At 66.7% G+C, this 18,662-nt stretch carries 21 protein-coding genes; all 21 read right to left on the reverse strand.

From position 1 onward, the window contains the following. Positions 1–9: 9 nt before the first annotated feature. The 21 genes from CDE01S_RS09790 to CDE01S_RS09890 all read right to left on the reverse strand — a co-directional run bounded on the left by CDE01S_RS09790 (position 10) and on the right by CDE01S_RS09890 (position 18,484). Positions 10–654, reverse strand: a complete 645-nt coding sequence (locus tag CDE01S_RS09790; protein ID WP_059889457.1) for a hypothetical protein — start codon at positions 652–654, stop codon at positions 10–12. Then, the gene (gene pilL2, locus CDE01S_RS09795; protein ID WP_003454835.1) at positions 651–1,262 is read right to left on the reverse strand and encodes a PFGI-1 class ICE element type IV pilus protein PilL2; all 612 of its coding nucleotides are present in this window, start codon (positions 1,260–1,262) and stop codon (positions 651–653) included. The genes CDE01S_RS09790 and pilL2 overlap by 4 nt, the downstream gene beginning before the upstream one ends. 160 nt (positions 1,263–1,422) lie before the next feature. Continuing rightward, complete coding sequence (locus tag CDE01S_RS09800) at positions 1,423–3,705, reverse strand: DEAD/DEAH box helicase family protein (RefSeq protein ID WP_059889455.1); 2,283 nt, start codon at positions 3,703–3,705, stop codon at positions 1,423–1,425. Between the two features lie 132 nt (positions 3,706–3,837). Then, complete coding sequence (locus CDE01S_RS09805; RefSeq protein WP_003454847.1) at positions 3,838–4,956, reverse strand: DUF6094 domain-containing protein; 1,119 nt, start codon at positions 4,954–4,956, stop codon at positions 3,838–3,840. Positions 4,957–5,023: 67 nt separating this feature from the next. Then, positions 5,024–5,680 (reverse strand): hypothetical protein, encoded by a 657-nt coding sequence (locus CDE01S_RS09810; RefSeq protein WP_003454850.1) that lies wholly within the window; start codon positions 5,678–5,680, stop codon positions 5,024–5,026. A 501-nt stretch (positions 5,681–6,181) separates the two neighbouring features. Beyond that, positions 6,182–7,009: a DUF932 domain-containing protein gene (locus CDE01S_RS09815; RefSeq protein ID WP_003454853.1), complete on the reverse strand. Its 828-nt coding sequence runs from the start codon at positions 7,007–7,009 to the stop codon at positions 6,182–6,184. A 137-nt stretch (positions 7,010–7,146) separates the two neighbouring features. Beyond that, positions 7,147–7,416, reverse strand: a complete 270-nt coding sequence (locus CDE01S_RS09820) for a hypothetical protein (RefSeq protein ID WP_003454871.1) — start codon at positions 7,414–7,416, stop codon at positions 7,147–7,149. A gap of 7 nt (positions 7,417–7,423) precedes the next feature. Then, positions 7,424–7,816, reverse strand: coding sequence for a hypothetical protein (locus tag CDE01S_RS09825; RefSeq protein WP_003454873.1), 393 nt, complete (start codon positions 7,814–7,816; stop codon positions 7,424–7,426). Positions 7,817–7,917: 101 nt separating this feature from the next. Beyond that, a complete protein-coding gene (locus tag CDE01S_RS09830) occupies positions 7,918–8,547 on the reverse strand; it encodes a DUF3275 family protein (RefSeq protein ID WP_003454876.1) in 630 nt (209 codons plus the stop codon). Positions 8,548–8,658: 111 nt separating this feature from the next. Further along, the gene (locus CDE01S_RS09835) at positions 8,659–9,231 is read right to left on the reverse strand and encodes an STY4534 family ICE replication protein (protein WP_059889453.1); all 573 of its coding nucleotides are present in this window, start codon (positions 9,229–9,231) and stop codon (positions 8,659–8,661) included. 298 nt (positions 9,232–9,529) lie between these two features. Next, positions 9,530–9,874 carry a hypothetical protein gene (locus CDE01S_RS09840; RefSeq protein ID WP_003454883.1) on the reverse strand — a complete coding sequence of 115 codons (345 nt, stop codon included), beginning with the start codon at positions 9,872–9,874 and terminating at the stop codon, positions 9,530–9,532. A 143-nt stretch (positions 9,875–10,017) separates the two neighbouring features. After that, positions 10,018–10,383, reverse strand: a complete 366-nt coding sequence (locus tag CDE01S_RS09845; protein WP_003454886.1) for a DUF3085 domain-containing protein — start codon at positions 10,381–10,383, stop codon at positions 10,018–10,020. 75 nt (positions 10,384–10,458) lie between these two features. Beyond that, on the reverse strand, positions 10,459–11,256 hold the full coding sequence (locus tag CDE01S_RS09850) for a hypothetical protein (RefSeq protein ID WP_003454887.1): 798 nt from the start codon (positions 11,254–11,256) through the stop codon (positions 10,459–10,461). A gap of 292 nt (positions 11,257–11,548) precedes the next feature. Further along, a complete protein-coding gene (locus CDE01S_RS09855) occupies positions 11,549–12,265 on the reverse strand; it encodes a DUF5983 family protein (RefSeq protein WP_003454888.1) in 717 nt (238 codons plus the stop codon). Positions 12,266–12,345: 80 nt separating this feature from the next. Next, positions 12,346–12,810 (reverse strand): hypothetical protein, encoded by a 465-nt coding sequence (locus CDE01S_RS09860; protein ID WP_003454889.1) that lies wholly within the window; start codon positions 12,808–12,810, stop codon positions 12,346–12,348. 103 nt (positions 12,811–12,913) lie between these two features. Next, complete coding sequence (locus tag CDE01S_RS09865) at positions 12,914–13,306, reverse strand: hypothetical protein (RefSeq protein WP_003454890.1); 393 nt, start codon at positions 13,304–13,306, stop codon at positions 12,914–12,916. A gap of 25 nt (positions 13,307–13,331) precedes the next feature. Further along, a complete protein-coding gene (locus CDE01S_RS09870; protein WP_003454891.1) occupies positions 13,332–13,583 on the reverse strand; it encodes a hypothetical protein in 252 nt (83 codons plus the stop codon). A gap of 807 nt (positions 13,584–14,390) precedes the next feature. Continuing rightward, the gene (locus CDE01S_RS09875) at positions 14,391–16,433 is read right to left on the reverse strand and encodes a DNA topoisomerase III (RefSeq protein ID WP_059889451.1); all 2,043 of its coding nucleotides are present in this window, start codon (positions 16,431–16,433) and stop codon (positions 14,391–14,393) included. A gap of 277 nt (positions 16,434–16,710) precedes the next feature. Further along, positions 16,711–17,160 (reverse strand): single-stranded DNA-binding protein, encoded by a 450-nt coding sequence (locus CDE01S_RS09880; protein WP_003454893.1) that lies wholly within the window; start codon positions 17,158–17,160, stop codon positions 16,711–16,713. After that, positions 17,157–17,708 carry a DUF3158 family protein gene (locus CDE01S_RS09885; protein WP_003454894.1) on the reverse strand — a complete coding sequence of 184 codons (552 nt, stop codon included), beginning with the start codon at positions 17,706–17,708 and terminating at the stop codon, positions 17,157–17,159. The genes CDE01S_RS09880 and CDE01S_RS09885 overlap by 4 nt, the downstream gene beginning before the upstream one ends. Then, complete coding sequence (locus CDE01S_RS09890) at positions 17,705–18,484, reverse strand: PFL_4669 family integrating conjugative element protein (protein ID WP_059889449.1); 780 nt, start codon at positions 18,482–18,484, stop codon at positions 17,705–17,707. The genes CDE01S_RS09885 and CDE01S_RS09890 overlap by 4 nt, the downstream gene beginning before the upstream one ends. Positions 18,485–18,662 lie beyond the last annotated feature (178 nt).

An 18,662-nucleotide genomic window follows, 5' to 3' on the forward strand; every position in this document is an offset into this window, starting at 1 on the left:
GGCCGGCCCCTACGGCAGCGCGAGGCGCTGGGTCTGGCCGTCCACGCGGAACACGGCGGCGCGTGCCTCGATCGCCAGCAGATGCCACGCGCCCACGGCATCGCCTTCGCGCAGCAGCCACACGTCCAGCACCGACGACGCCTTGGGTGCCGTCACCGACAGGAAGCGCTCGCCGCCGCGCAGCTCCACACCCACGACGTGGAATGGCGGTTCGGGCACCTTGGGCTTGGCCGGCTCGGCGGTGCGCTGGGGTGCTGCGGCAGGCGCGGCGGTTCGCTTCATGCGGGCTTCGATGTCGCCCACGCGGGCCTGCAGCGCCTGCACGTCGCCGGCATGGGCGTCTGTGGCCTGGGCCTGCTCCACCTGTGCCAGGCGTTCGTCCAGCGCCTTGCGGGTGGCCTCGAAGTCGGGCTGGGTGACAGGCTTGGGCTGATTCTTCGAGGTCGCCGCCTGCTGTTCGAGTTCGGCGACGCGCGTGTTGAGCGCCTGCACGTGCGCGTCCTGGGCGCTGGCCTGGCTCTGCTCGCTCAGGCGCGACAGGCCCACGCTGTTGACCACCGCGAGGATGCTCACGAGCAGCAGCCACGCGGCCGCTGTGATCTTCAACCAGCGCGCGCGGCCGGCATTCTCGTCGGGAAGCTGCGGGATGGTCATGGCTGGGCCTCCTGGGGCACATGGGGATCGGCGGGTTCGTCGGCCGGCGCGCTCGGTGCCGGAGGCGCGGGAATCGGGCTTGCACTCGGCGCACGCGCAGTCGTCACGCGCGCGAAGCACACCGCGCGCGCAGCGTCATCGACGGACAACTCCCAGGCCGGCCCGGCGAGCGCCAGCAAGGCATCGCGCAACGGCAGTGGCCCGAGCCGCAGATGCGCCGCCGGCAGCGGCAGCGTGAACAGCGAAGCGGCGTCCGGCGCGTCGCAAAGGCGGTAGCCGGTGCGCAGCAGCACGTGCCGTAGCGCATCGCCGACGCTCGCGTCCAAGGTCGGCGGAATCGAAATCTCGATCACCTGCCGCAGCAGGTCGCGCTGCGCCGGCTCGGGCACCATCTCGACCAGCGTGTAGCGCCCGTAGCGCGCCACCGGGATCAGGTTCGGCTCAGACTCCGGGGCGATGGCCCTGACAAACGCCGAAGGCTCGGGCGCGGTGGCAGCGGCCGTCGGGGGATTCGCCACGCCCGTGGTGGCGCAGCCGGCCATCAGTACGCAGCCGGCGAGCAATGCAGGCACAGCCAGGCGGTGGGCGACGCAGGTGAGTGGTTGCATGGGGCAAGTTCCCTGGAACACGGAGCCCTCACCATCGCCGCCGCGAAGCGTTCGGGCAGCAAACAAAGGGAACTGGCAGGCGCCCGACTTCATCGCGCGCCATCGATGCACGGAAAAAAGAAGCCGGCGCCCCGAAGGGCAGCCGGCGTGGGTGGGTGGATCAGGCCGCGACGAGTTGCCGGGCCAGTGCTACCTCGACGGAATCACCGTCCTGGTTCAGCACGTCCAATCCCGACTCGGGCACGTCTCCCGACGTGCTCTGCGAGACCATGATCTTTCGCGCCATCAGCCCCAGGCAGGTCATCTGCGAGGAAGCCGCATAGCCGAGGTAGATCACGAGAACCGGCAGCTTCTGGCCGATGCGCCATGAGCGCCGGGCCGCCTGCTGCAGGCTGTAGACGTTGTAGCCCGACTGCATGAACACGATCGTCGGAAACTCCAACAGGTCGAGACCCGTCTTGACCAGCTCCGGGTTCGTGATCAGCACGTCGATGCCGCGGTCCAACTGCTCGGCGATCCAGTCCTCGCGGCGGGAGGCATCCACGCTTGCGCGCAGCACCGCCACCTTGAAGCCTTCCTGCTCCAGCAGCACCTTCAGGCGCGACGTGGTGTCGCGCGTGCCGGTGTAGACCGAATAGACCAGCGTCTTGCGACCCGCAGACTTCTCCTGCTTGCAGATCTCGATCAGCTCGCGCTCCTTGGGCATCACCTCCAGCTCGTTGAACTGAGCCGGAACGAAGGCCAAGGTCTGGCGCGTGCGCGGGTGCACCACCGCCTCCGACCGGAAGCAGCAATCCGGCCAGGCCAGCAGCACGTTGAGGACCACGCCGAGCAGCGTCGTGTCGCGCTTCGCCAGCGCTTCTTTCAGCGCTGTGGTCAGCCGACCTGACAGATCGCGATAGGCCGCGGCTTGCGCCGTGTCCATCGCCACCTCGCGGAACTCCTCGTCGTAGGGCGACAGCACATTGCCGCCGATGTCCTTCAACTTGAGGAAGACCGTGAACGGCAGCACGCAACGCAGCACGCCCTTCGGGCCGAAGCCCGGCGCCTTGACGGTGCGCACCGAAATCTTGTTGCCCTTGGCCGTCTTGTGCGCCGTGCCGGTGCTCTCGGAATAGATGTCCTTGAGGACGCCGTGATCGCGCATGAACGCCATCGCGGCCGAGGTCATGCTGCCGCTCTTGGTCGGGCGGTAGCCATCTTCGATCATTCGCCCCGGCAGGGCTCGGAACAGCAGGTGGAAAAGGTCGTCGCCGTAGCCGCCCATCAGCGTGCCGGTGAGCAGCAGCGTCTTGCGTGCCTTGGCCGCCAACACCCCCATCGCTTGGCCCTGTGCGGAGCCGCCGTTCTTGTACTCGTGCGCCTCGTCGGCGATGAGCAGGTCGAACGTGCCTTGCGGCAGGTAGCGCTTGATGAACTCGGACGGCTGGTAGCCGCCCTCGCCGAAGCCGAACTCCATGTTCGCCATCGCCCGCTCCATGCGGTGCGCTTGGCGATCCGAGAAGACCAGCTCGCCGTTGGCATCCATGAGGTTGATGAACTCGTGGATGTTGTCGCCGAGCATGGACGCCAGGAAGGAGTCGCCGAACTTGCGCATCAGCTTCTGCGCGGTGACTTCCCCGATGGTCGGGATGCGCTGCAAGGCTTTGAAGACGGCCGTGGACTGGTCGCTGGCGGACAGGCTCCTCGGTCGCATCAGCGTCCACAGCGGTGCGGCGCAATGGCTGCACCGGCGGCGGTAGTCCTCGGCTTCGAGTTCGACCGGGTTGATCGGCTCGCCGTCGAGGTTGGTGATGACCTGGCCGCAGTCCGGGCATGCGCCTACTTCGCCGTGCCGCGTGCGCCGCACGTTGAAGACGGGCTTCCAGTGGAAACCCATGCGCATCCGCACGCGCCCGAGCACGAAGAACTCCTGGCCGCGCGCCGGTACGCCCAACTGCTCGCGCAGCTTGATGAGCTTGACCAGCGTGTCCGGGCCGTTGAGCACCCAGACCTTGGCACCGGCCACCGTCTCCTGGATTTCGCGGCGCCACTTGTAGACCAGGTGGGGCGGCGACAGCACCAGAGTGCGGCGGTAGCCTTCGGCGTGCAGCACGGCGGCCGTGGCGATGCCGACGGTCGTCTTGCCGCAGCCCATCTCGCCATTGACGATCGCGGCGCGTTCGCCACGGTCGGCCAACAGCTCGGTGACGGCATGTACCACCTCGGCCTGCGCCTGGAACAGCTTGCGCTTGAGACTGGCCAGCACGAGCTGGCGGTGCGACCGGGCCTGGCCGGTGTAGACGGGAGGGTTGGCGCGGTTGAGCGAATCCAGCAGCTCGTCGCCGAACTCGGCGACGAAATCCTGAAGGCTCAAGGCCAAGGGAGAAGCGGCCGCTTCGAGCAGGTCGCCCTGGATGGGCGTGCTGTCGGCGGCGGGAACAACGTCGGTATCGAGGGACATGGTGATGCTCCAAAGAAAATGGGGCATGCACCTCCCCTGCGGGGCGATGGCATGCCCCGGGGTGGGAAGAGGGGAACGGCGCGAAGCCGCAGTGGAAGAACAGATCGACGGCGAACCGTCAGGGAACAGCGATCAGCGGATGGTCAACACCTCGCCGCAGGTCGGCGAGCCTGGTGTCATGTCCCAGGCACGGATGACCGGCACGAACTTGTCGGTCAGGATGCGCGTCTCGGCCACGGAGCCGTCGTCGCGTTCGGTGTATTCCGTCTGCAGCGTCTTCTCCTTGTGGGTGTCGCCCTTGACGACGAGCACGCGGCCCGTCTTGGACTTCACCACGCCGGAGATCGCGCCGGCAGCAAGCGCCAAGGCAAGATGCCAGTGCGACAAGGCCCGCGCCGGAGGCCGCAGCGATTGCTGCGCGGCGCCCAGGTGCGTGTCGAGCGTCGGCCAGAGCCCTTGCAGCCGGCCGACTTCATCGGCGAACTGCTCGGGCTCCATCGTCACGCGGTAGAAGTGCTCCGGCTCGGCCGGGCTGGCAGGCACCGTGTACGGCAGGAACGGCCATTCGACCGGCAGCTCCTCCGCTTCGGCGTCGCCTTGCCCGATCTGCAGCAGCAGCGCGCGCGTGGCTTTGACCGAATCCGATGCCTGGTCGCGCTGACGAACACGGCGGCCGAAGATCACCACCTGCTTGAACTGCGCTTCCACCGCGCGGTAGATGCGCAGATCGGCGAAGTGCCGGGTCAGCCACCCGACCAGCTCGGCATCGAGCACGTAGTGCGGCACGATGTAGATCAGCACGCCGCCGTACTGCAGCAGTGGCAGCGCCTTTTGATAGAACAGCTTTTCCAGCCGCGCGCGGCCCTGGCCCTGGTAGCCGACGTTGCCGTTGGTGTCCTTGGCCAGGTCGCCATACGGCGGGTTGAGCCACAGCAGGCCAAAGCTCTGCCGACTGATCAGCGTGTCCATCAGGTCGCCGTGGATGCAGCGATCGACCAGTTGCCGGGCGTGGTGCGCACGCTCGGCCTCGTACTCGACGGCGAAGGCCTGGACCTGCTCGCGCCCGAGGGCGTGCGCGGCTTCGGCGATCGCCACGCCTTCGCCGGCGCAGGGATCGATGATGCACAGCGGCCCGTTCGAGGATTCGGCGGGCGCCAGTGCGGCGAGTGCTCTTTCGAGCGTGGGTTCATCCGTGGGGAAGTACCCGTTCTTGACGAAGTTGCGGGCGAGCCGCGGGAACATGAGGGCCATGGGAATCTCCTGGCATTGAAGATGAAGGGATGCGGACACGCGCGCGTGCATGTCCGATGCGAAAACCTCAAGCCACCGCTTCGAGCGGTCGTGCCGAAGGGGTGCGGCTGGCGGGTGTGCCCGCGACGAGCGCGCCGCTGCGGATCAGGCCGCCCAGCACCTGGGTCAGCGTCGGCACGTCGATGGCGAGTCGATGGCCCTCCAGAGGTCCGAGGGCGAACGGCAGGCGCGTCAGCATCGACTTCGCCTGCAGCAGCTCCAGCACGGGTTCGCGCCAGGGATCAAGAAGCGGCAGCGGGCAGGTATCCCGCACCAGCTTCCACAGCCGGTCGAGCCGGTGCGTGGAATCGCGAGGCAGGAGCGCCAGCGCGCTGGCGTTGGCCTTGTCGGGCTTGACGCAGCGCCGATCGAACAGCCAGATGTTGGTCAGCGAGCCGAACAGCGTGCGTCGGTAGGCGCGTGCGCTGCGCTTTTCCAGGTTCTCGACGTTGCTGACGAAGATCGGAATGCTCGCGCCCTGCTCGGTGATGAGGTGGAACTGATCCAGTCCCTGTTCGTCCCGGCCCAGGGTAAGGCGGGCCAGGAATTCCTGGACGGCGGTGTCGCGCGCCCAGAGGGAGATGAAGACCAGGTTGCCGTTCTCGTCACCGACGACGCCATCGGCCATCAGGTCGGGGCATTCGTCGATGCGATAGAGCGTCTTAGGGGAAGAAGGTGCAGGCATGGTGATGTCCTCGAAGTGAGCGGAGACAGCACCGCCCGCGAGGGCAGTCACTGCCCCAGGGGGATGGAAGAAGACGCGGTGAGCGTCGTGGTGAAGAATCAGACCGTGCGTCGCAACGCGCCGTAGCCTTGAAGGTCTGGGCTACCTGGGCATGTTGTCGGCAACGCCGACGGACATGGGACATAGCCTGCGCTAAGGTGCGCGTGTCGCGGGAGCGGAAAACCGACCCGGCGCGCAACCCTGTTTGCTCTGGCGCATCGCCCGCGGCGCCGGAAGGACGGCCACAAAAGAAAACCGCCCCGGGGACACCGAGGCGGCAAAGATGACTGCTTGGCTCAGGGAGGAAAAGCCAGGGAGGTATGCAGTCGAACCGCAATTTTCGCGGCGGCAGCGAATTGCCGCATTAGGGTTACACCGAGCCAAACTGAACGTGGTGCGCTGGCAGCACAGCGCCGCCAAAGAAAAAGCGGACCATGCCGCGAGGCACGATCCGCTTGTGGGTCAGGCTTTGAGCTGACGCAGGCCATCCGCGAGCAGCCAAAGCGCCCGGTTGAGCCGGACGTTCTGGTCGATGCCCTGAACGGGTCGCGTGCGCTGCTGGCGCCCGTTGGCGGCACAGCCGGTCAGGCCGCCCTTGACAAGGTTCTCCTGAACCCGGTTGAAGACCGACCAAAGATCGGCACGGTTGTCGTCGAAACGACGAGGCCGCAGGATCTGCGTCTCCGTGATGGGCAAGGCCTTGCCCGACTCGTCGTACTTTAAGGTCAGCGCCGACCTGGCGAAGACTTCGGCCTCGCCGTCGTCGAGGGTGATGACGCGCATGGCGTCGCGCGAGTCCTGCACGCGCTCGAAGCCGTGCAGCACCTCGTAGGCGCCTTCGATCACGTGATCGGTGACGTTGCCCTTGTGGGGCACGCGCACGTCGGCGAAGGTGTCGCCGCACACCAGACCGTTGTGGCAGACGAATCTGAACATGCCCGCGAGCATCTGGTAGCTGCTGGTGCCGTCGTGCGAGTTGAGCAGGATGATCTCGTTCGCCTCGGCGCCGTTGATCTGGCTGGCGTGGCGAAGGCGCAGCATGTGCTTGGTGTAGTCGCGGCGATCCTCGTGTCGCACGCGGGTCTGGCACACCATGAACGGCTGGAAACCTTCTCTGCGCAGTTCGGTCAGCACAGCCGCCGTGGGGATGTAGCTGTACCGTTCGGAGCGGCTTTCGTGCGGGGTGTCCGCGAAGATGGATGGGGCCACGGTGCGAATCTGATCGTCCGACAACGGATGGTCGGCGCGCAGCACCGGGGAACGAGGGGCGAAGCGGGATGCGAGTTGCATGATGATCTCCTTGCGGAATGGAGCAATCGGCATCCAGCGGCCGAGGCCGGATGCGCGCGATTGCGTAGGACGAAGAAAAGCCCTGCTGAACAGGGCCTGATGAAAGGGATGAAGAAGTGCGCCGCGTGAAGGCCGGCCTATGGGTTCGGAACCGGCTCCCAGCCGCGGCTGTGCGGGTTGAAGCAAAGCGCTTCCTGGCCTTTGAGGATCGGCGTGAAGCCGTCGAGGAAGACGTGTCGCAGGTACAGCGCGCGGTAGGTCAGTGCCTGCCACGCCTGTTCTTCGCTCAGGCCGTTGGCGATGAAGTGCTCGCGCAGTTCGTCGTCGTCGGAAACCTCGTTGTTGGCCAACTGGTCTTCGACGAAGCGAAGCAGCTCGGGCGGCAAGGACGACATGAGGGTGTCCATGTTCGCCTCAGTCGGTGGCTGCATCGCCGGCCGCTTTGCGCGTCGGCTGCTGGTGGAAGGCATGCACCCTTGCGCGCCAGGTGGCGCAGCGCTGCGGCGCCATGTCGAGATAGCGCAGCGGGCACGAGTAGTAGTACGGGTGCTCGGCCTCGACCAGGAACTTGTAGCCCCATTCGCGGCCCTCGCTTTCCAGCAGATGGCAGCCGATCAAGGTGGCCGACTCGCCGGGTGCGAGACCCAGGACGCCGGCCTGCTTGGCGGTGACGCGCGCCACCGTCCACAGCACGTTGCCGACCAGCGTGTGGTCGATGACCTCACTGCGCGACCGCTCGGTTTCCTCGGTTGCGGTCAGCTCGCGGATCAACTGATCGCGCGTCAATCGAACGAATGTCCAGCCCATGGAATGACTCCTGTGAGAAAGGGCCGGAGTCCTCCCGCCGGGGAAGGAGCCCCGGCGGGTGGTGGAAAGCCGCAGGCATGCGGCGTGAAATGGCGATGGGATCAGACCCTGGTGAGGTGCCAGTCCTGGGACAGCGGAGCGAACTCGTAGCCCAGGTCGCCGAGGCGGTCGCGCTGCTGACGCAGCACGCGCCGATCCACGGTGGCATCGAGCTTGACGACATCGCCCAGCGGCCAGAGTGTGCCGAACAGCGCCGCGTCGCCGTCGTCGTCCGCATGGGCCGTAGCCTCGGCAGACGCAGCAGCCGGCTCGCTGCCGAACGGCGTGGTATCGACCAGCGGGTCGCGCGAGCTGCGCGCCTTCTTCCGGCCGGCCGCCTTGGGGGCGGTCGTCGGCGTCGGCGTGGCGGTCTGCGCTTCCTCGTCGATCGGATCGACTTCCTGCGGACTCAGCCGGCGGGCGTCGTCACGGCTCAGGGCGTCGATGTTGGACAAAGTCATCCCACCCAGGAGGGCGCGGATCTCAATGACCATGCGGCCGTTGGCGGTGTACGTGGACGGGCGAATCTCCGCGATGGCGAAATCGCCCTCGTACTTGCCTTCGGCGTACTGGTCGAGTTCGGCGTTCTTCACGACGAACTCGCCGATGGAGGTCGCAAGGCGCCCGACGTTGAAGTCGCCGTTACGGCCGTGGATGGTCTTGATGGCCAATTGGCCGGGAATGGTGATCATGAAGAACTCCTGCGGACGAAGCTGCGATCACGCACACGGCCGTCATGGCGACGGTCGCATGCGCACGCGAGTGGGAAGAAGACAAGGCCCCAGGGGACGGGGCCTTGCGGATCAGAACGACTCGGCAACTTCCAATGCAGGCGCATCGGCAGTGGCTTCGTCGGCAGCTTCGGCGGCGGGCCTGGCGGGCTCGAACGCAGCGGCTTGCGGCTCAGCGAACGTCGCGGGGACATCCGTGTTACGCACGTCGCGTTCGTCGCGTTCGTCGCGCTGGTCGGCATCGGTCGGCTTGGGCTCGGCCTTGTAGACGAGCTTGCCGTCGACCTTGATCCAACTGACGAACAGCAGGCGGGCCTTGAAGCTCACCCCCTGCTCGCCGGCACGCTTGCCCTTGGAGTAGGTGAAGGTGTCGGCCCACAGGTCGCCCAGACGGAAGCCGATCATCACTTTCTTCTCGGCATCGACCGCTTGGATGCAGCGGCGCACGAGGTGCTGCGCTTCGGAGCCCGAGACGCGCGTGTCGAAACGCACGTAGGCCACGTCATCGCTGGGGCCGTTGAGCGCCGCGATGTCGCAGGCCAGGAACGCATCGCCTTTCTTGGGCTTCACTTCGCGGATGCGATTGAGATACCCGAGTCCGGTGATGTGCAGGTCGAAGTAGGACTTGTCGGTGGAAGTGGTCATGGTGAATCTCCTGAGAACAATGAGGCGGAGACACACCCGACCCAAGGCGGGGAAGGTGTGGAACCCCCGCGTGGGTTGAAGGAACAGCTTGGGTGGCATCACCATCGGGAGAACCGATGGCTGTTCGCGCTGGGATGCCGGAGCGAACTGGTTGATCAACGCGGTCGGAACCGCGTCGCAGTCTTGAAGATCGAGACTGCCTGGGCATGCTGCTGACGGGCGTCAGCGGAACATGGCGGCAGCGTGGCGCCAGGCGCGCGCCCGCGCGAGCGGCAATCGGCACAGGCGGCTGTCCGCATTAGTGGCACCCTCTCGCCACCGGGTTGGGCAGGTACTGCCGCTTGCGGACCAGCATCTCGAAGGGCTCGCCCGCGCGGCTGGCGGTATCGAAGTCCACCACCACGAAGCCCGGTTCGATGGGCCGGTACTCCAGCCAGTGGATCGGCACTTGCCAGTGCTCGGCGCAGTCGCGCACGAAGCGCAAGGTGGCTTCCACTTCTTTTCCGGTGTTGGCGAAGCAGACGACGGCATCTGCGGGCAGGCCGCCGTTGGCTTGCAGCACGCGCCAGAGCATGTACGCGCTGGTGCGGCCGCCGCTGAAGCTGATGCAGGTCGGTTGCTCGATCTTGAACGGGTCTCGCATGCAGGCGTCACCAGGCGGTGGCACCGGCAGATGCCGGCGTGAGCGGCCCGAGCCGGACTGGAGACGAGCGCGTGCGATGCGGCCATGGGCCGCGGCACGAGATAAAGAGAAGCCCCCGTGAAGGGGGCTGGGAAGCAGTACGGTCAGTGGCCGGCCGGTGCAGCGGATACCGCCTGCATCGACAGGTGCGTGACCGTGGCCGACACTTCGAGGTCGTCCTCGCTGTGCAGGATACGGGTGAGGACCCGTTCCTGCAGGGCGAAGAACTCGCCGAAGTCGTCGCCGCCGAATTCGGCGCGCGCCAGTTCCCACCAGTCGTCGAACGCATCGACATCGGGGTTGCAGCCCACGGCGTAGGCGATGGTCTTGCGCCGCCCATCGGGCCGGCTCTCGCCGTGCTCGGCCATGAAATACACGCCCTGGTCCTTGACCAGGATGACGCGGCACTGGTTGGCCGCCGCCTCGGCAAGCACGGGCCGAAGCTCGGTGCCTTTGAATCGAACAGTCATGGAAGTGGTCTCCAACGGTGAAGGAAGAAGGTTTCCCGCCGCGAGGACGGGAAGCCGCTTGGGGACGTGAGGGGATCAGTGCTGGACGGGCTTGCGACCGGACAGGCGCTGTACGCGGATGAGGCGCCAGCTCCCGTCGTCGATCAGCCGCTCCAGCACCTGGCCCAAGGTGTCGAAGAACACTTCATCGACCCGCTCGACCAGCTCGCCTTCGCGATGCAGCTCCACCGCGTAGGTGTCGAGGCCGCGTTCGTAGAGCACGGTGACGCGCCCCTGGAACTTCGCCGAAGCGACGGTGAAGCCGATGGCCGGCGGCGTGGCGATGATGTTGCTGGGGCTCGGATCGACCACCGTGAAGTCCCGCGCGCCGGCATCCACCAGCAGGTGCGTGATGCGGCGGAATCCATCGGGCGCGGGCAACTGCTCCAGTTGGTGGATCAGCTCCTGCAGCTCGGGGCACTGCGGCTCGGGGATCGGCAGCTTGGCCGGCGCGGAACCCAGGATGAGCCGCTTCACCGTGTACGGCTGGCCGTCGGCGGTGAACTCAGTGCTCTCCTCGGGCGTATCCGCGCGCAAGCCGTCGAAGCGGCGCCGCGCATACGGTTCGACCTGCACCTTGGCGCCTTCGTCGGGCACGTCGGTGACGAGGGCCTTGTCGAGCACCGCGAACTCGGCCCGCCCCGTCTTGACGACGATGGCCTCGTCGGTGGTGGCGATGACCTTGCCCTCGAAGGGCTTGGGATCAACGTGGAAGCCCAGCGTCGAAACCTTGGGCTGGCCGTCGAAGATGTTGAACTTGAAGCTGCGGACGTTGGAAGGCACGTGGCCGCGAACCAGCGTCGGCATCTGTGCGCGGATGGCTTGGGTATCCATGGAAGACTCCTTGTGGCAACCAAGGGACTTCCGCCCGCAAGGGAGGTGTGTCCCTTGGGGGTGAGGTGGATGGACGCGACATGCGCCCGGAGAAGGAATAGCAACCAGCACGGCGAACCGTGCCGCAGCCTCGAAGGTCTCGACTGCCTGGGCATGCTTGCCGGCAACGCCAGCGAACATGCGAGCAGCGTGCGTCAGGCGTGGGCCAGCGACGCGGGGGAATCGGCACTGCGCGTCCACCGGCTTCGTCCAGAAAGAATACGAGCCCCGCGTGGGGGCTCGAAAGGTGGTGTCAGTCGTCGTAGATCGGCAGGCCGTCCAGCACCTGCGCATCGGCATCGAAGACCAGCATGCGCACGTCGGCGAGCGCGGCCAGGTGCAGCACGTGCATGAGGGATTCCGGCATGCCCTTCTTGCGATGCTCCTGCATCAGCCGCTTGGCCGTGATGCCTTCGACCACACGCAGGTTCTCGTCGGTCCAGGGCGTGGCGATCAGCTTCAACCCAATGGCCGGGCTGTACGGGATGCGGAAGGCGACGAACAGGAACAGCGTCGGCGTGGCGATGTCCGCCAGCTCGGCGAGGAAGCGATGCGCGTCGACGTCGAGGTGCGCGCTGCTGATCTCCCAGCACCGGCTGTAGTAGCCGGTCTCGAAGCGCAGGCGCTGCACGACTTCGCGGGCTGATTCCTCGGAGTAGGTATCGCCCACGTGCAGCGGCTTGCCTTCTTCCTCGGCCATGACGGCATAGACCACGTTGCGGGCGAGGCCGTGACTGCGGCATTGCGCTTCCAGCTCGGCAGGCACGGCCTGGTCTTCGGTGATTAGCGCGAAGTCGTCCGAGAAGACACAGCTACGCCGTTCGATCTGGCTGTCCGGTAGATTCGACTGCGAGGGATGCAGCGGCAGGTAGGTCAGTGGGCAGTCGTCATCGTAGGAGATGGCGAGCAGCCGCTCGACCGACAGGCCATCGTAGCCGCGGATAAAGGGATTGTTGTTCGAGTAGGACATGGGATTTCTCCAGCAGAGGATGGCCGAGGCGATCCCCTGCTGGGGATTGAACCCCAGCGGGTGGATAAAGTGGCAGCCGGTCAGTCGGCAGCGGTAGAGGACGGGTCGCCCAGCGCCTTCAACAGGTCGAGCAGGCCGCCATTCGCAAGCTGGTACAGGCGGTTGTAGTCGTCGCCGGTCGGCGCCTGCTCCAGGCGATCCAGCCGCGCATCCAGGTTGAGGATGCTCTGGTGCACGTTGCGGGCGATGCTCAGCGCGGAAGGTTTTCCGGCCGGCTTAGGTGCATCGAGCACCGAAAGGACTTCAGCGGGCGATGGGTAGCGGCAGTCGGGTCCGTACTCGACCGGGAACACCTCGCGCCCGGTCAATCCGGTATTCGGGGTTCCGCTGCTGACATGCAGCACATACTCGTCGGGCACATCATTGCCGGCGTAGTCGAGCACCACGATGCGCGGCTTGCGCACGTCGGCCGGCCAGCCTTCAAGGATGACCGCATCGATGTCGTCGTCGGTCACGAGCAGACCGATGGAAAAGTCAGGGGACATGAATCACTCCTTTCAAGAAAAGGAGGGACATGGCCCCATGCAGGGACGCATGTCCCTCGTGGGGTGGGAAGAAAAGAAGAACGTCGGCAGGCCGCAGCGCGGCTCACCAGCCGTTGTAGTTCAGCGTCAGGTCGGCGACGACCTTGCGCCGTTCCAGGTCGAGGCCGCCCAGGTCGGACAGACCCTCGAAGCCGCAACGCTTGAGCATCGCCCCGCCCTCGCGGGCGTTGTAGAAGCTCACCATCGCGGACAGGAACATCCGCTGGCCGCTGCTCAGGACGCCGAGGGCATCGTTGAGCATCAGCAGCTTCGGCCGCAGATCCCACTTGGTGGTGGCACGCTGCAGGCCTTCGCGGGTGCCGTCGCCGAACCATTCGGCTCCGGCGATGTCGACGCCGCGTTTCCACGCCTCGAAGAAGGCTTGGGGCGCGGCGGCGAAGTGCTGGTGTTCCAGCTCGATCTGATCAAGTACCTCTTGAGGCAGGGCACGGTTCATGACATGGGCTCCTGGTGGTTGGACATCACGGGTGGAGGCGCTGCTGCCAGCGGCCCGTTTGCAGGGCGTGCTCGGCGGCGTGGTGCGAGCGGAAGTAGCTGACCGACTCCCGCGAGACCGGGCCGTCCGCATCGGCGGTGCCGATGTAGTGGCCGGCTGCGCTGCACAGCACTTGCAGGGGCAGGCGCTTGCCGACGCAGGCCAGGGCCTGGTAGCCGATGGATTCGGCTCGGGCCTGTTCAGCACTCAAAGGTGCCGATGCGAGCGCAAGGGACATGGTTTTCTCCTGTTGGTTGAAGACCGGGAGCACCACGCCCTGACGGGAGCGGATACCTCCCGAAGGGTTGAACATGAAAAGCACCCGCGTCGTGGCGACGCGCGTCCGCGGTGGTCGGTGCGAAGCGGACTGGATCGGTCAACGCGGCGAACCGCGTTGCAGCCTTGAGGACCGGGGCTGCCAGGGCATGGTGCTGACGACCGTCAGCGACACATGCGGGAAGAATGAAAGCGCGGCGGCACTCCGTCGCTGATCAAACGGAACCGAACGCCGTCCAGTTTGGGCCGAGCGCTGGCAAGAGCAGCGATGCACGATTCCGTTCGCCCACGACAAAGGCGCCGAAGCCTCGCAAGGCTTCGGCTGGAGAGAAATCAATCCACCTGTGGGCTGCAAGCAGGCCAGGCCATCGTCAAAGCCATTCGCTGCGTCAGCAATCTCACCCGGCCCGTTTCGTGGCTGGGGCCGGCATCCTCTGGCGTGTATCCACACACAAAGGGAACCCGTTGTTCCGCCGGCGGGCACCGGCACCGAATACCGTCGACCGCAAACGGTCTCCTGACACCTCGCAGCCTTGCGGGCCAAGGCGTCAGGAGACCGCTCGCGGATGGACGGAAGCACGTCGATCAGCGGAATCGCGGCGAGCGCGATTCGATGGAACAATGACCTTCTCGCCCTGCCAGCCGTGATCGGCCCGTGCAGGACGCGCACACCGTTGCAGAAGGGAACGCGCGCTGGGGAGTCCCGCGAGGCGCGGGAGGTTTGCCCCGCCGTCGGCAGCAGCCGGCGTGGCAGAGGGAGATGGGGGCGTCAGTTCGCCCTGGGGCGCCGACGCGGTGGGCCTGATGCACGGCTGGATGCGCCGCGCTTGCCTGCTCCGGTATCTTCGACCGGCTGCGTGCCCTTGCAGTCCGGGTAGCGGCTGCAAGACCAGAACGCGCCGCTCCTGCCGCTGCGCTGGCGCATCGGTGCGCCGCACTGCAGGCAGCTCGGTGCGGGCGGCAGTTTGAGGTTCAGCGTGGCGCCGCGGTACTGCTGCACGAGCTGGGCGACCCAGCTCGATTGCTTGGCGATGAAGGTGTCCAGCGTCATCTGGCCGACCTCGATCATGTCCAGCGCCTGCTCCCACACCGCCGTGGTGCCCGGGTCGGCGATGGCCGCAGGCACGGCGTCGATCAGCGTGAAGGCGGCATCCGACGCGCGGATGGACCGACCCCTCTTCAACAGATAACCGCGGGCCAGCAGCCCGCTGATGATGTTGGCGCGCGTGGCCTCGGTGCCAATGCCCGTGGTGTCCTTGAGCTTCTGCTTCAGGCGCGGGTCGGTCACGAGCTTTGCGACGCCCTTCATGGCCTTGACCAGCTCGCCTTGCGTGTAGGGCTTGGACGGCAGCGTCTTCAACGCCTTCAGTTCGACCTGGCCGACCTGGCAGGCGGCACCTGCCTGCAGCGCCGGCAACACCTGTCCGCGCTGTGCATCCTCACCGTCACCGTCACCGTCACCGTCCTCGGGCTCAGGCGCCGCCAGCACCTGGCGCCATCCGGCCACCGCGATCTGCTTGCCGACCGCCACCAGCGACTGCCCGCCGCACGTGAGCTGCGGCACCGTCCGGTCGAACTCGTGGTGCGGCAGGAACTGCGCGAGGTAATGGGCGCGGATCAGCCGGTAGACGGCCAGCTCCTTGTCGCTCATCGCCGAGAGATTGGCCGGCTCCAACGTCGGAATGATGCCGTGGTGCGCCGTGACCTTGCCGTCATTCCAGGCCCGCGAACGCTGCTGGCGGTCCAGGCGGTCGATCAGCGGCCGCAGACCGGGATCGGTCTTGACCAGGCTGTCGAGGACGGCCGGCACCTCGGCCAGCATGCTCTCGGGCAGGTAGCCCGAATCCGAGCGCGGATAGGTCGTTGCCTTGTACGTCTCGTACAGCGCCTGGGCAATGTCCAGCGTCTCCTGCACGTCGAGGCCCAACTGCTTGGAACACACTTCCTGCAAGGTGCCGAGGTCGAACGGCAGCGGCGGGCCTTCGCGAACGCGCTCGGTCTCTACCGACAGCACCTGGGCGGTGCCGGCCGCGCGCAGGCGTTCGGCGGCCTGCTGCGCCACCGGCTGCTGCAAGCAGCGGCCGGCGTCGTCGGTGCTGCCCTGTGGCGGCGTCCAGCTTGCAACGAAGGACTGGCCTGCATGCGAGAGCGCGACCTCGATGGCCCAGAACGGCACCGAGACGAAGCGTGCGATCTCGCGATCACGGTCCACGACCAGCTTGAGCGTCGGCGTCTGCACGCGCCCGACCGACAGCACGCCGTTGTAGCCGGCCTGGCGGCCCAGCAGCGTGAACAGGCGGCTCAGGTTCATCCCGATCAGCCAGTCGGCACGCGATCGGGCGAGCGCGGAGAAGTACAGCGGCAGTGTCTCGGCGGACGGCTTGAGCGTGCCCAGGGCCTTGCGGATCGACGCATCGTTGAGCGCCGACAGCCACAGGCGCTGGATCGGGCCGCGGTAGCCGCACAGCTCGATGATCTCGCGGGCAATCATCTCGCCCTCGCGGTCGGCGTCGGTCGCGATCACCAGTTCGCCCGCCTTGGCGACGAGCTGCTGCACGACCTTGAACTGCGCCGCGGTCGCCGCCTTGGGCTCGACACGCCAACGCTCGGGAAGAATAGGCAGTTGCTCGATGCCCCAGCGCTTGTACTGCTCGCCGTAGCCTTCGGGCGGAACCGCTTCGACCAGATGACCGATGCACCAGGTCACGACGACACCCGCACCGCTGTAGCAGCCGTTGCCGCGTTGGCCGGCGCCCAGCACACGGGCGATGTCCTTGCCCTGGGACGGCTTCTCGCACAGGAACACGCGCATGAAGCCTCCTTGGAAGTGTGCGGTCATCGGATGGCCCCAGCTTGGCCGGGCCAGCGGATGACGGCAGCAAGGAAGCCGATTGGCGCAGACACCGCTTTGTGATCGGCAGGCGATGCGTTGCCGCAGCGGCATGCGCGAAGCCGCAACGGCTGGCGCAGCGGGAGCGTCGTTTCGGGAGGGCGGCTGGAACCCGGTGGAACACCCTGGAGCTATCCCCTGGGGATAGCTGGTGCATGGCGGGCGTCTGACGGTTGCTACAGCCGCCCCCTGCGGGGAATCAGCCCTTGGCCTTGGTTTCCTTCGACGCCTTCGTCCCCTTGGTCTCCTTCGGCGGCGGTACTGCGGCCTCGGGTTCCAGCGTCCTGGCGCTGAGGGTCACGGCCTGGATGCGGTACGGCAGAATGCCGATGCGGCGGGCCTCGATCTTGAAGGTCGTGCGCTCGTTGTCGTCGGCGTCCTCCCACTCGTCCTTCACCGTGCGGCCTTCTACCAGCACGCGCATGCCCTTCTGGTACAGGTCTTTCCAGTGGTCGGCGTCGCGGTGCCACAGCTCCACCGGCGCCCAGAAGCCGCCGCGGTCCTCGAATTCACCGTCCTTCTTTGGGATCGGGTTGTCGAAGTAGACGTTCAGGCGCAGCAGCCGGCGCGGCTCGTCGTTGCCGTTAGGGAATTCGCGATAGTCCGGCGCGGAACCGATGTTGCCCTCGCCGACGAAGTGCGTGCTCATGGAGACTCCTTGGGGGTGGTGGATGGAACCGACGCGGCATGCCCGTGGACACGTCGCAGGTAAGCCGCTTCGGCCTGCGCGGCCTTGCTGGCGCACTCCTGGGCCTGGCGGCCCAGCGTGTGAAGGAGGCTGATCTGCATGTTCAAAGCGATGCGCTGCAGCTCCATCGCGTACAGGTCGTCGATCAGCGAGGCAGGCGTCGCCGGGCGGTCGAGCAGCGATTCCCACAGCGCCACGCCCATGGAAGAACGGTCGTGGTTGCGCCAGCGCAGGAAGGTCGTGCCTGCGCCAGTGGTCTGCTGGGCCAGTTGCACGTCGAGCAGCGAGAAGGGGTAGGCCCGCGCCTGTTGCAGCACGCGCCGCTGCGCCAGCCCGATTAAGTCGTCGCGCAGCGCCGTGCACTGGTTGGCCCAGGCCTCCAGACTCCCCTTACCTTTAAAAGGCTGTAAAAGGCCTTTTAGGTAGGAGCCGTGTTCCAGGCGCTGGAAGTCCGCCTGTTCCAGCGGCAGGAAGCGCGCCGGTTGGCCGGTGGAAGACGATGCTGTCATGCCTTCGTGCCTTCGCCGTCATGGTCGTGGTCGTCGTCCGCCACGTCGGCTGCGCCAGCGCTGGGTGCGGCATCCGCGGCTGTACCAGGCTTGCCCGACCGCCGTGCGATCGGTGGCGCAAAGCGCGAGCGGCGCGTGCCTTCGAGCACGTCCTGCGGCAACTCGCCGAACTTCTCCAGCGCCGCCCGCGCCACCGCGTTCTTCGAGGCGAAGTCGTCGCGCGTCGCGCCGGAGTAGCGGTACTGCTGTGCCAGCGAGAACAGGCTGCGCAGCGCATGCGCGCCGTCGTTGAGCCAGCGTTCCAGCGTGCTGCGGTCGATCAGCGCGGTGTGGTGGGCGAGGATCAGCTTGCGGGCCAGGTCGTCGTAGTCGGCCAGCAGGTACACCGCCATGAAGCCGAGCTGCGCATTGACGAACAGCGGCAGCTTCACGGGCTGCACGTTCATGTTCTCGCCCAGCGACAGCGCGGGCGGCACGTCGGCCAGCGCCTGGTCCACGTGCTCACGCAGCGCCTGCAAGCTGTCCTTGGTCTGCGTCAGCTTGTCCTCGATGCGCAGCATCCAGAAATCCGAGTAGGGATCGTCCTGCTCGGCGCCGCGCTTCATCTTGTTCATCACGCTGATGTATCCGTTCAGGCCGATGATCCCGGGCCGGCCCTCGGCAGGCGCTCGGCCATGCCAGATGCGTGAAGCGTGGTGGGTGTGCAGCGTCAGCGACATCGCGCTGCGCAGCGATCCGAGATTCAACTGCAGGGGCGGCTGGGATTCATTGGCCATGGTGACGACTCGCGGTACGGGAACGAGCCGCCAGCATCGGCATCGCCCGGAAGGGCGTCAGTCAACAAACCGCAGCGGGTGCGCTCCCGGTTGTCGCCCCGGAAGGTCGCGTGTTCCGTCTATCCCCAGGGGATAGGTCCGCGCCGGGCTGCGACCGTGCGACGCATGACAGAACCGA

This window comes from Curvibacter delicatus NBRC 14919 (genome assembly GCF_001592265.1).
Classification (GTDB): domain Bacteria; phylum Pseudomonadota; class Gammaproteobacteria; order Burkholderiales; family Burkholderiaceae_C; genus Hylemonella; species Hylemonella delicata.

Excerpts from the sequence above, each read along its gene's own strand:
- CDE01S_RS09790 (WP_059889457.1), bottom strand. The coding sequence starts at position 654 with ATGACCATCCCGCAGCTTCCCGACGAGAATGCCGGCCGCGCGCGCTGG.
- pilL2 (WP_003454835.1), bottom strand. The coding sequence starts at position 1,262 with ATGCAACCACTCACCTGCGTCGCCCACCGCCTGGCTGTGCCTGCATTG.
- CDE01S_RS09800 (WP_059889455.1), bottom strand. The coding sequence starts at position 3,705 with ATGTCCCTCGATACCGACGTTGTTCCCGCCGCCGACAGCACGCCCATC.
- CDE01S_RS09805 (WP_003454847.1), bottom strand. The coding sequence starts at position 4,956 with ATGGCCCTCATGTTCCCGCGGCTCGCCCGCAACTTCGTCAAGAACGGG.
- CDE01S_RS09810 (WP_003454850.1), bottom strand. The coding sequence starts at position 5,680 with ATGCCTGCACCTTCTTCCCCTAAGACGCTCTATCGCATCGACGAATGC.
- CDE01S_RS09815 (WP_003454853.1), bottom strand. The coding sequence starts at position 7,009 with ATGCAACTCGCATCCCGCTTCGCCCCTCGTTCCCCGGTGCTGCGCGCC.
- CDE01S_RS09820 (WP_003454871.1), bottom strand. The coding sequence starts at position 7,416 with ATGGACACCCTCATGTCGTCCTTGCCGCCCGAGCTGCTTCGCTTCGTC.
- CDE01S_RS09825 (WP_003454873.1), bottom strand. The coding sequence starts at position 7,816 with ATGGGCTGGACATTCGTTCGATTGACGCGCGATCAGTTGATCCGCGAG.
- CDE01S_RS09830 (WP_003454876.1), bottom strand. The coding sequence starts at position 8,547 with ATGATCACCATTCCCGGCCAATTGGCCATCAAGACCATCCACGGCCGT.
- CDE01S_RS09835 (WP_059889453.1), bottom strand. The coding sequence starts at position 9,231 with ATGACCACTTCCACCGACAAGTCCTACTTCGACCTGCACATCACCGGA.
- CDE01S_RS09840 (WP_003454883.1), bottom strand. The coding sequence starts at position 9,874 with ATGCGAGACCCGTTCAAGATCGAGCAACCGACCTGCATCAGCTTCAGC.
- CDE01S_RS09845 (WP_003454886.1), bottom strand. The coding sequence starts at position 10,383 with ATGACTGTTCGATTCAAAGGCACCGAGCTTCGGCCCGTGCTTGCCGAG.
- CDE01S_RS09850 (WP_003454887.1), bottom strand. The coding sequence starts at position 11,256 with ATGGATACCCAAGCCATCCGCGCACAGATGCCGACGCTGGTTCGCGGC.
- CDE01S_RS09855 (WP_003454888.1), bottom strand. The coding sequence starts at position 12,265 with ATGTCCTACTCGAACAACAATCCCTTTATCCGCGGCTACGATGGCCTG.
- CDE01S_RS09860 (WP_003454889.1), bottom strand. The coding sequence starts at position 12,810 with ATGTCCCCTGACTTTTCCATCGGTCTGCTCGTGACCGACGACGACATC.
- CDE01S_RS09865 (WP_003454890.1), bottom strand. The coding sequence starts at position 13,306 with ATGAACCGTGCCCTGCCTCAAGAGGTACTTGATCAGATCGAGCTGGAA.
- CDE01S_RS09870 (WP_003454891.1), bottom strand. The coding sequence starts at position 13,583 with ATGTCCCTTGCGCTCGCATCGGCACCTTTGAGTGCTGAACAGGCCCGA.
- CDE01S_RS09875 (WP_059889451.1), bottom strand. The coding sequence starts at position 16,433 with ATGCGCGTGTTCCTGTGCGAGAAGCCGTCCCAGGGCAAGGACATCGCC.
- CDE01S_RS09880 (WP_003454893.1), bottom strand. The coding sequence starts at position 17,160 with ATGAGCACGCACTTCGTCGGCGAGGGCAACATCGGTTCCGCGCCGGAC.
- CDE01S_RS09885 (WP_003454894.1), bottom strand. The coding sequence starts at position 17,708 with ATGACAGCATCGTCTTCCACCGGCCAACCGGCGCGCTTCCTGCCGCTG.
- CDE01S_RS09890 (WP_059889449.1), bottom strand. The coding sequence starts at position 18,484 with ATGGCCAATGAATCCCAGCCGCCCCTGCAGTTGAATCTCGGATCGCTG.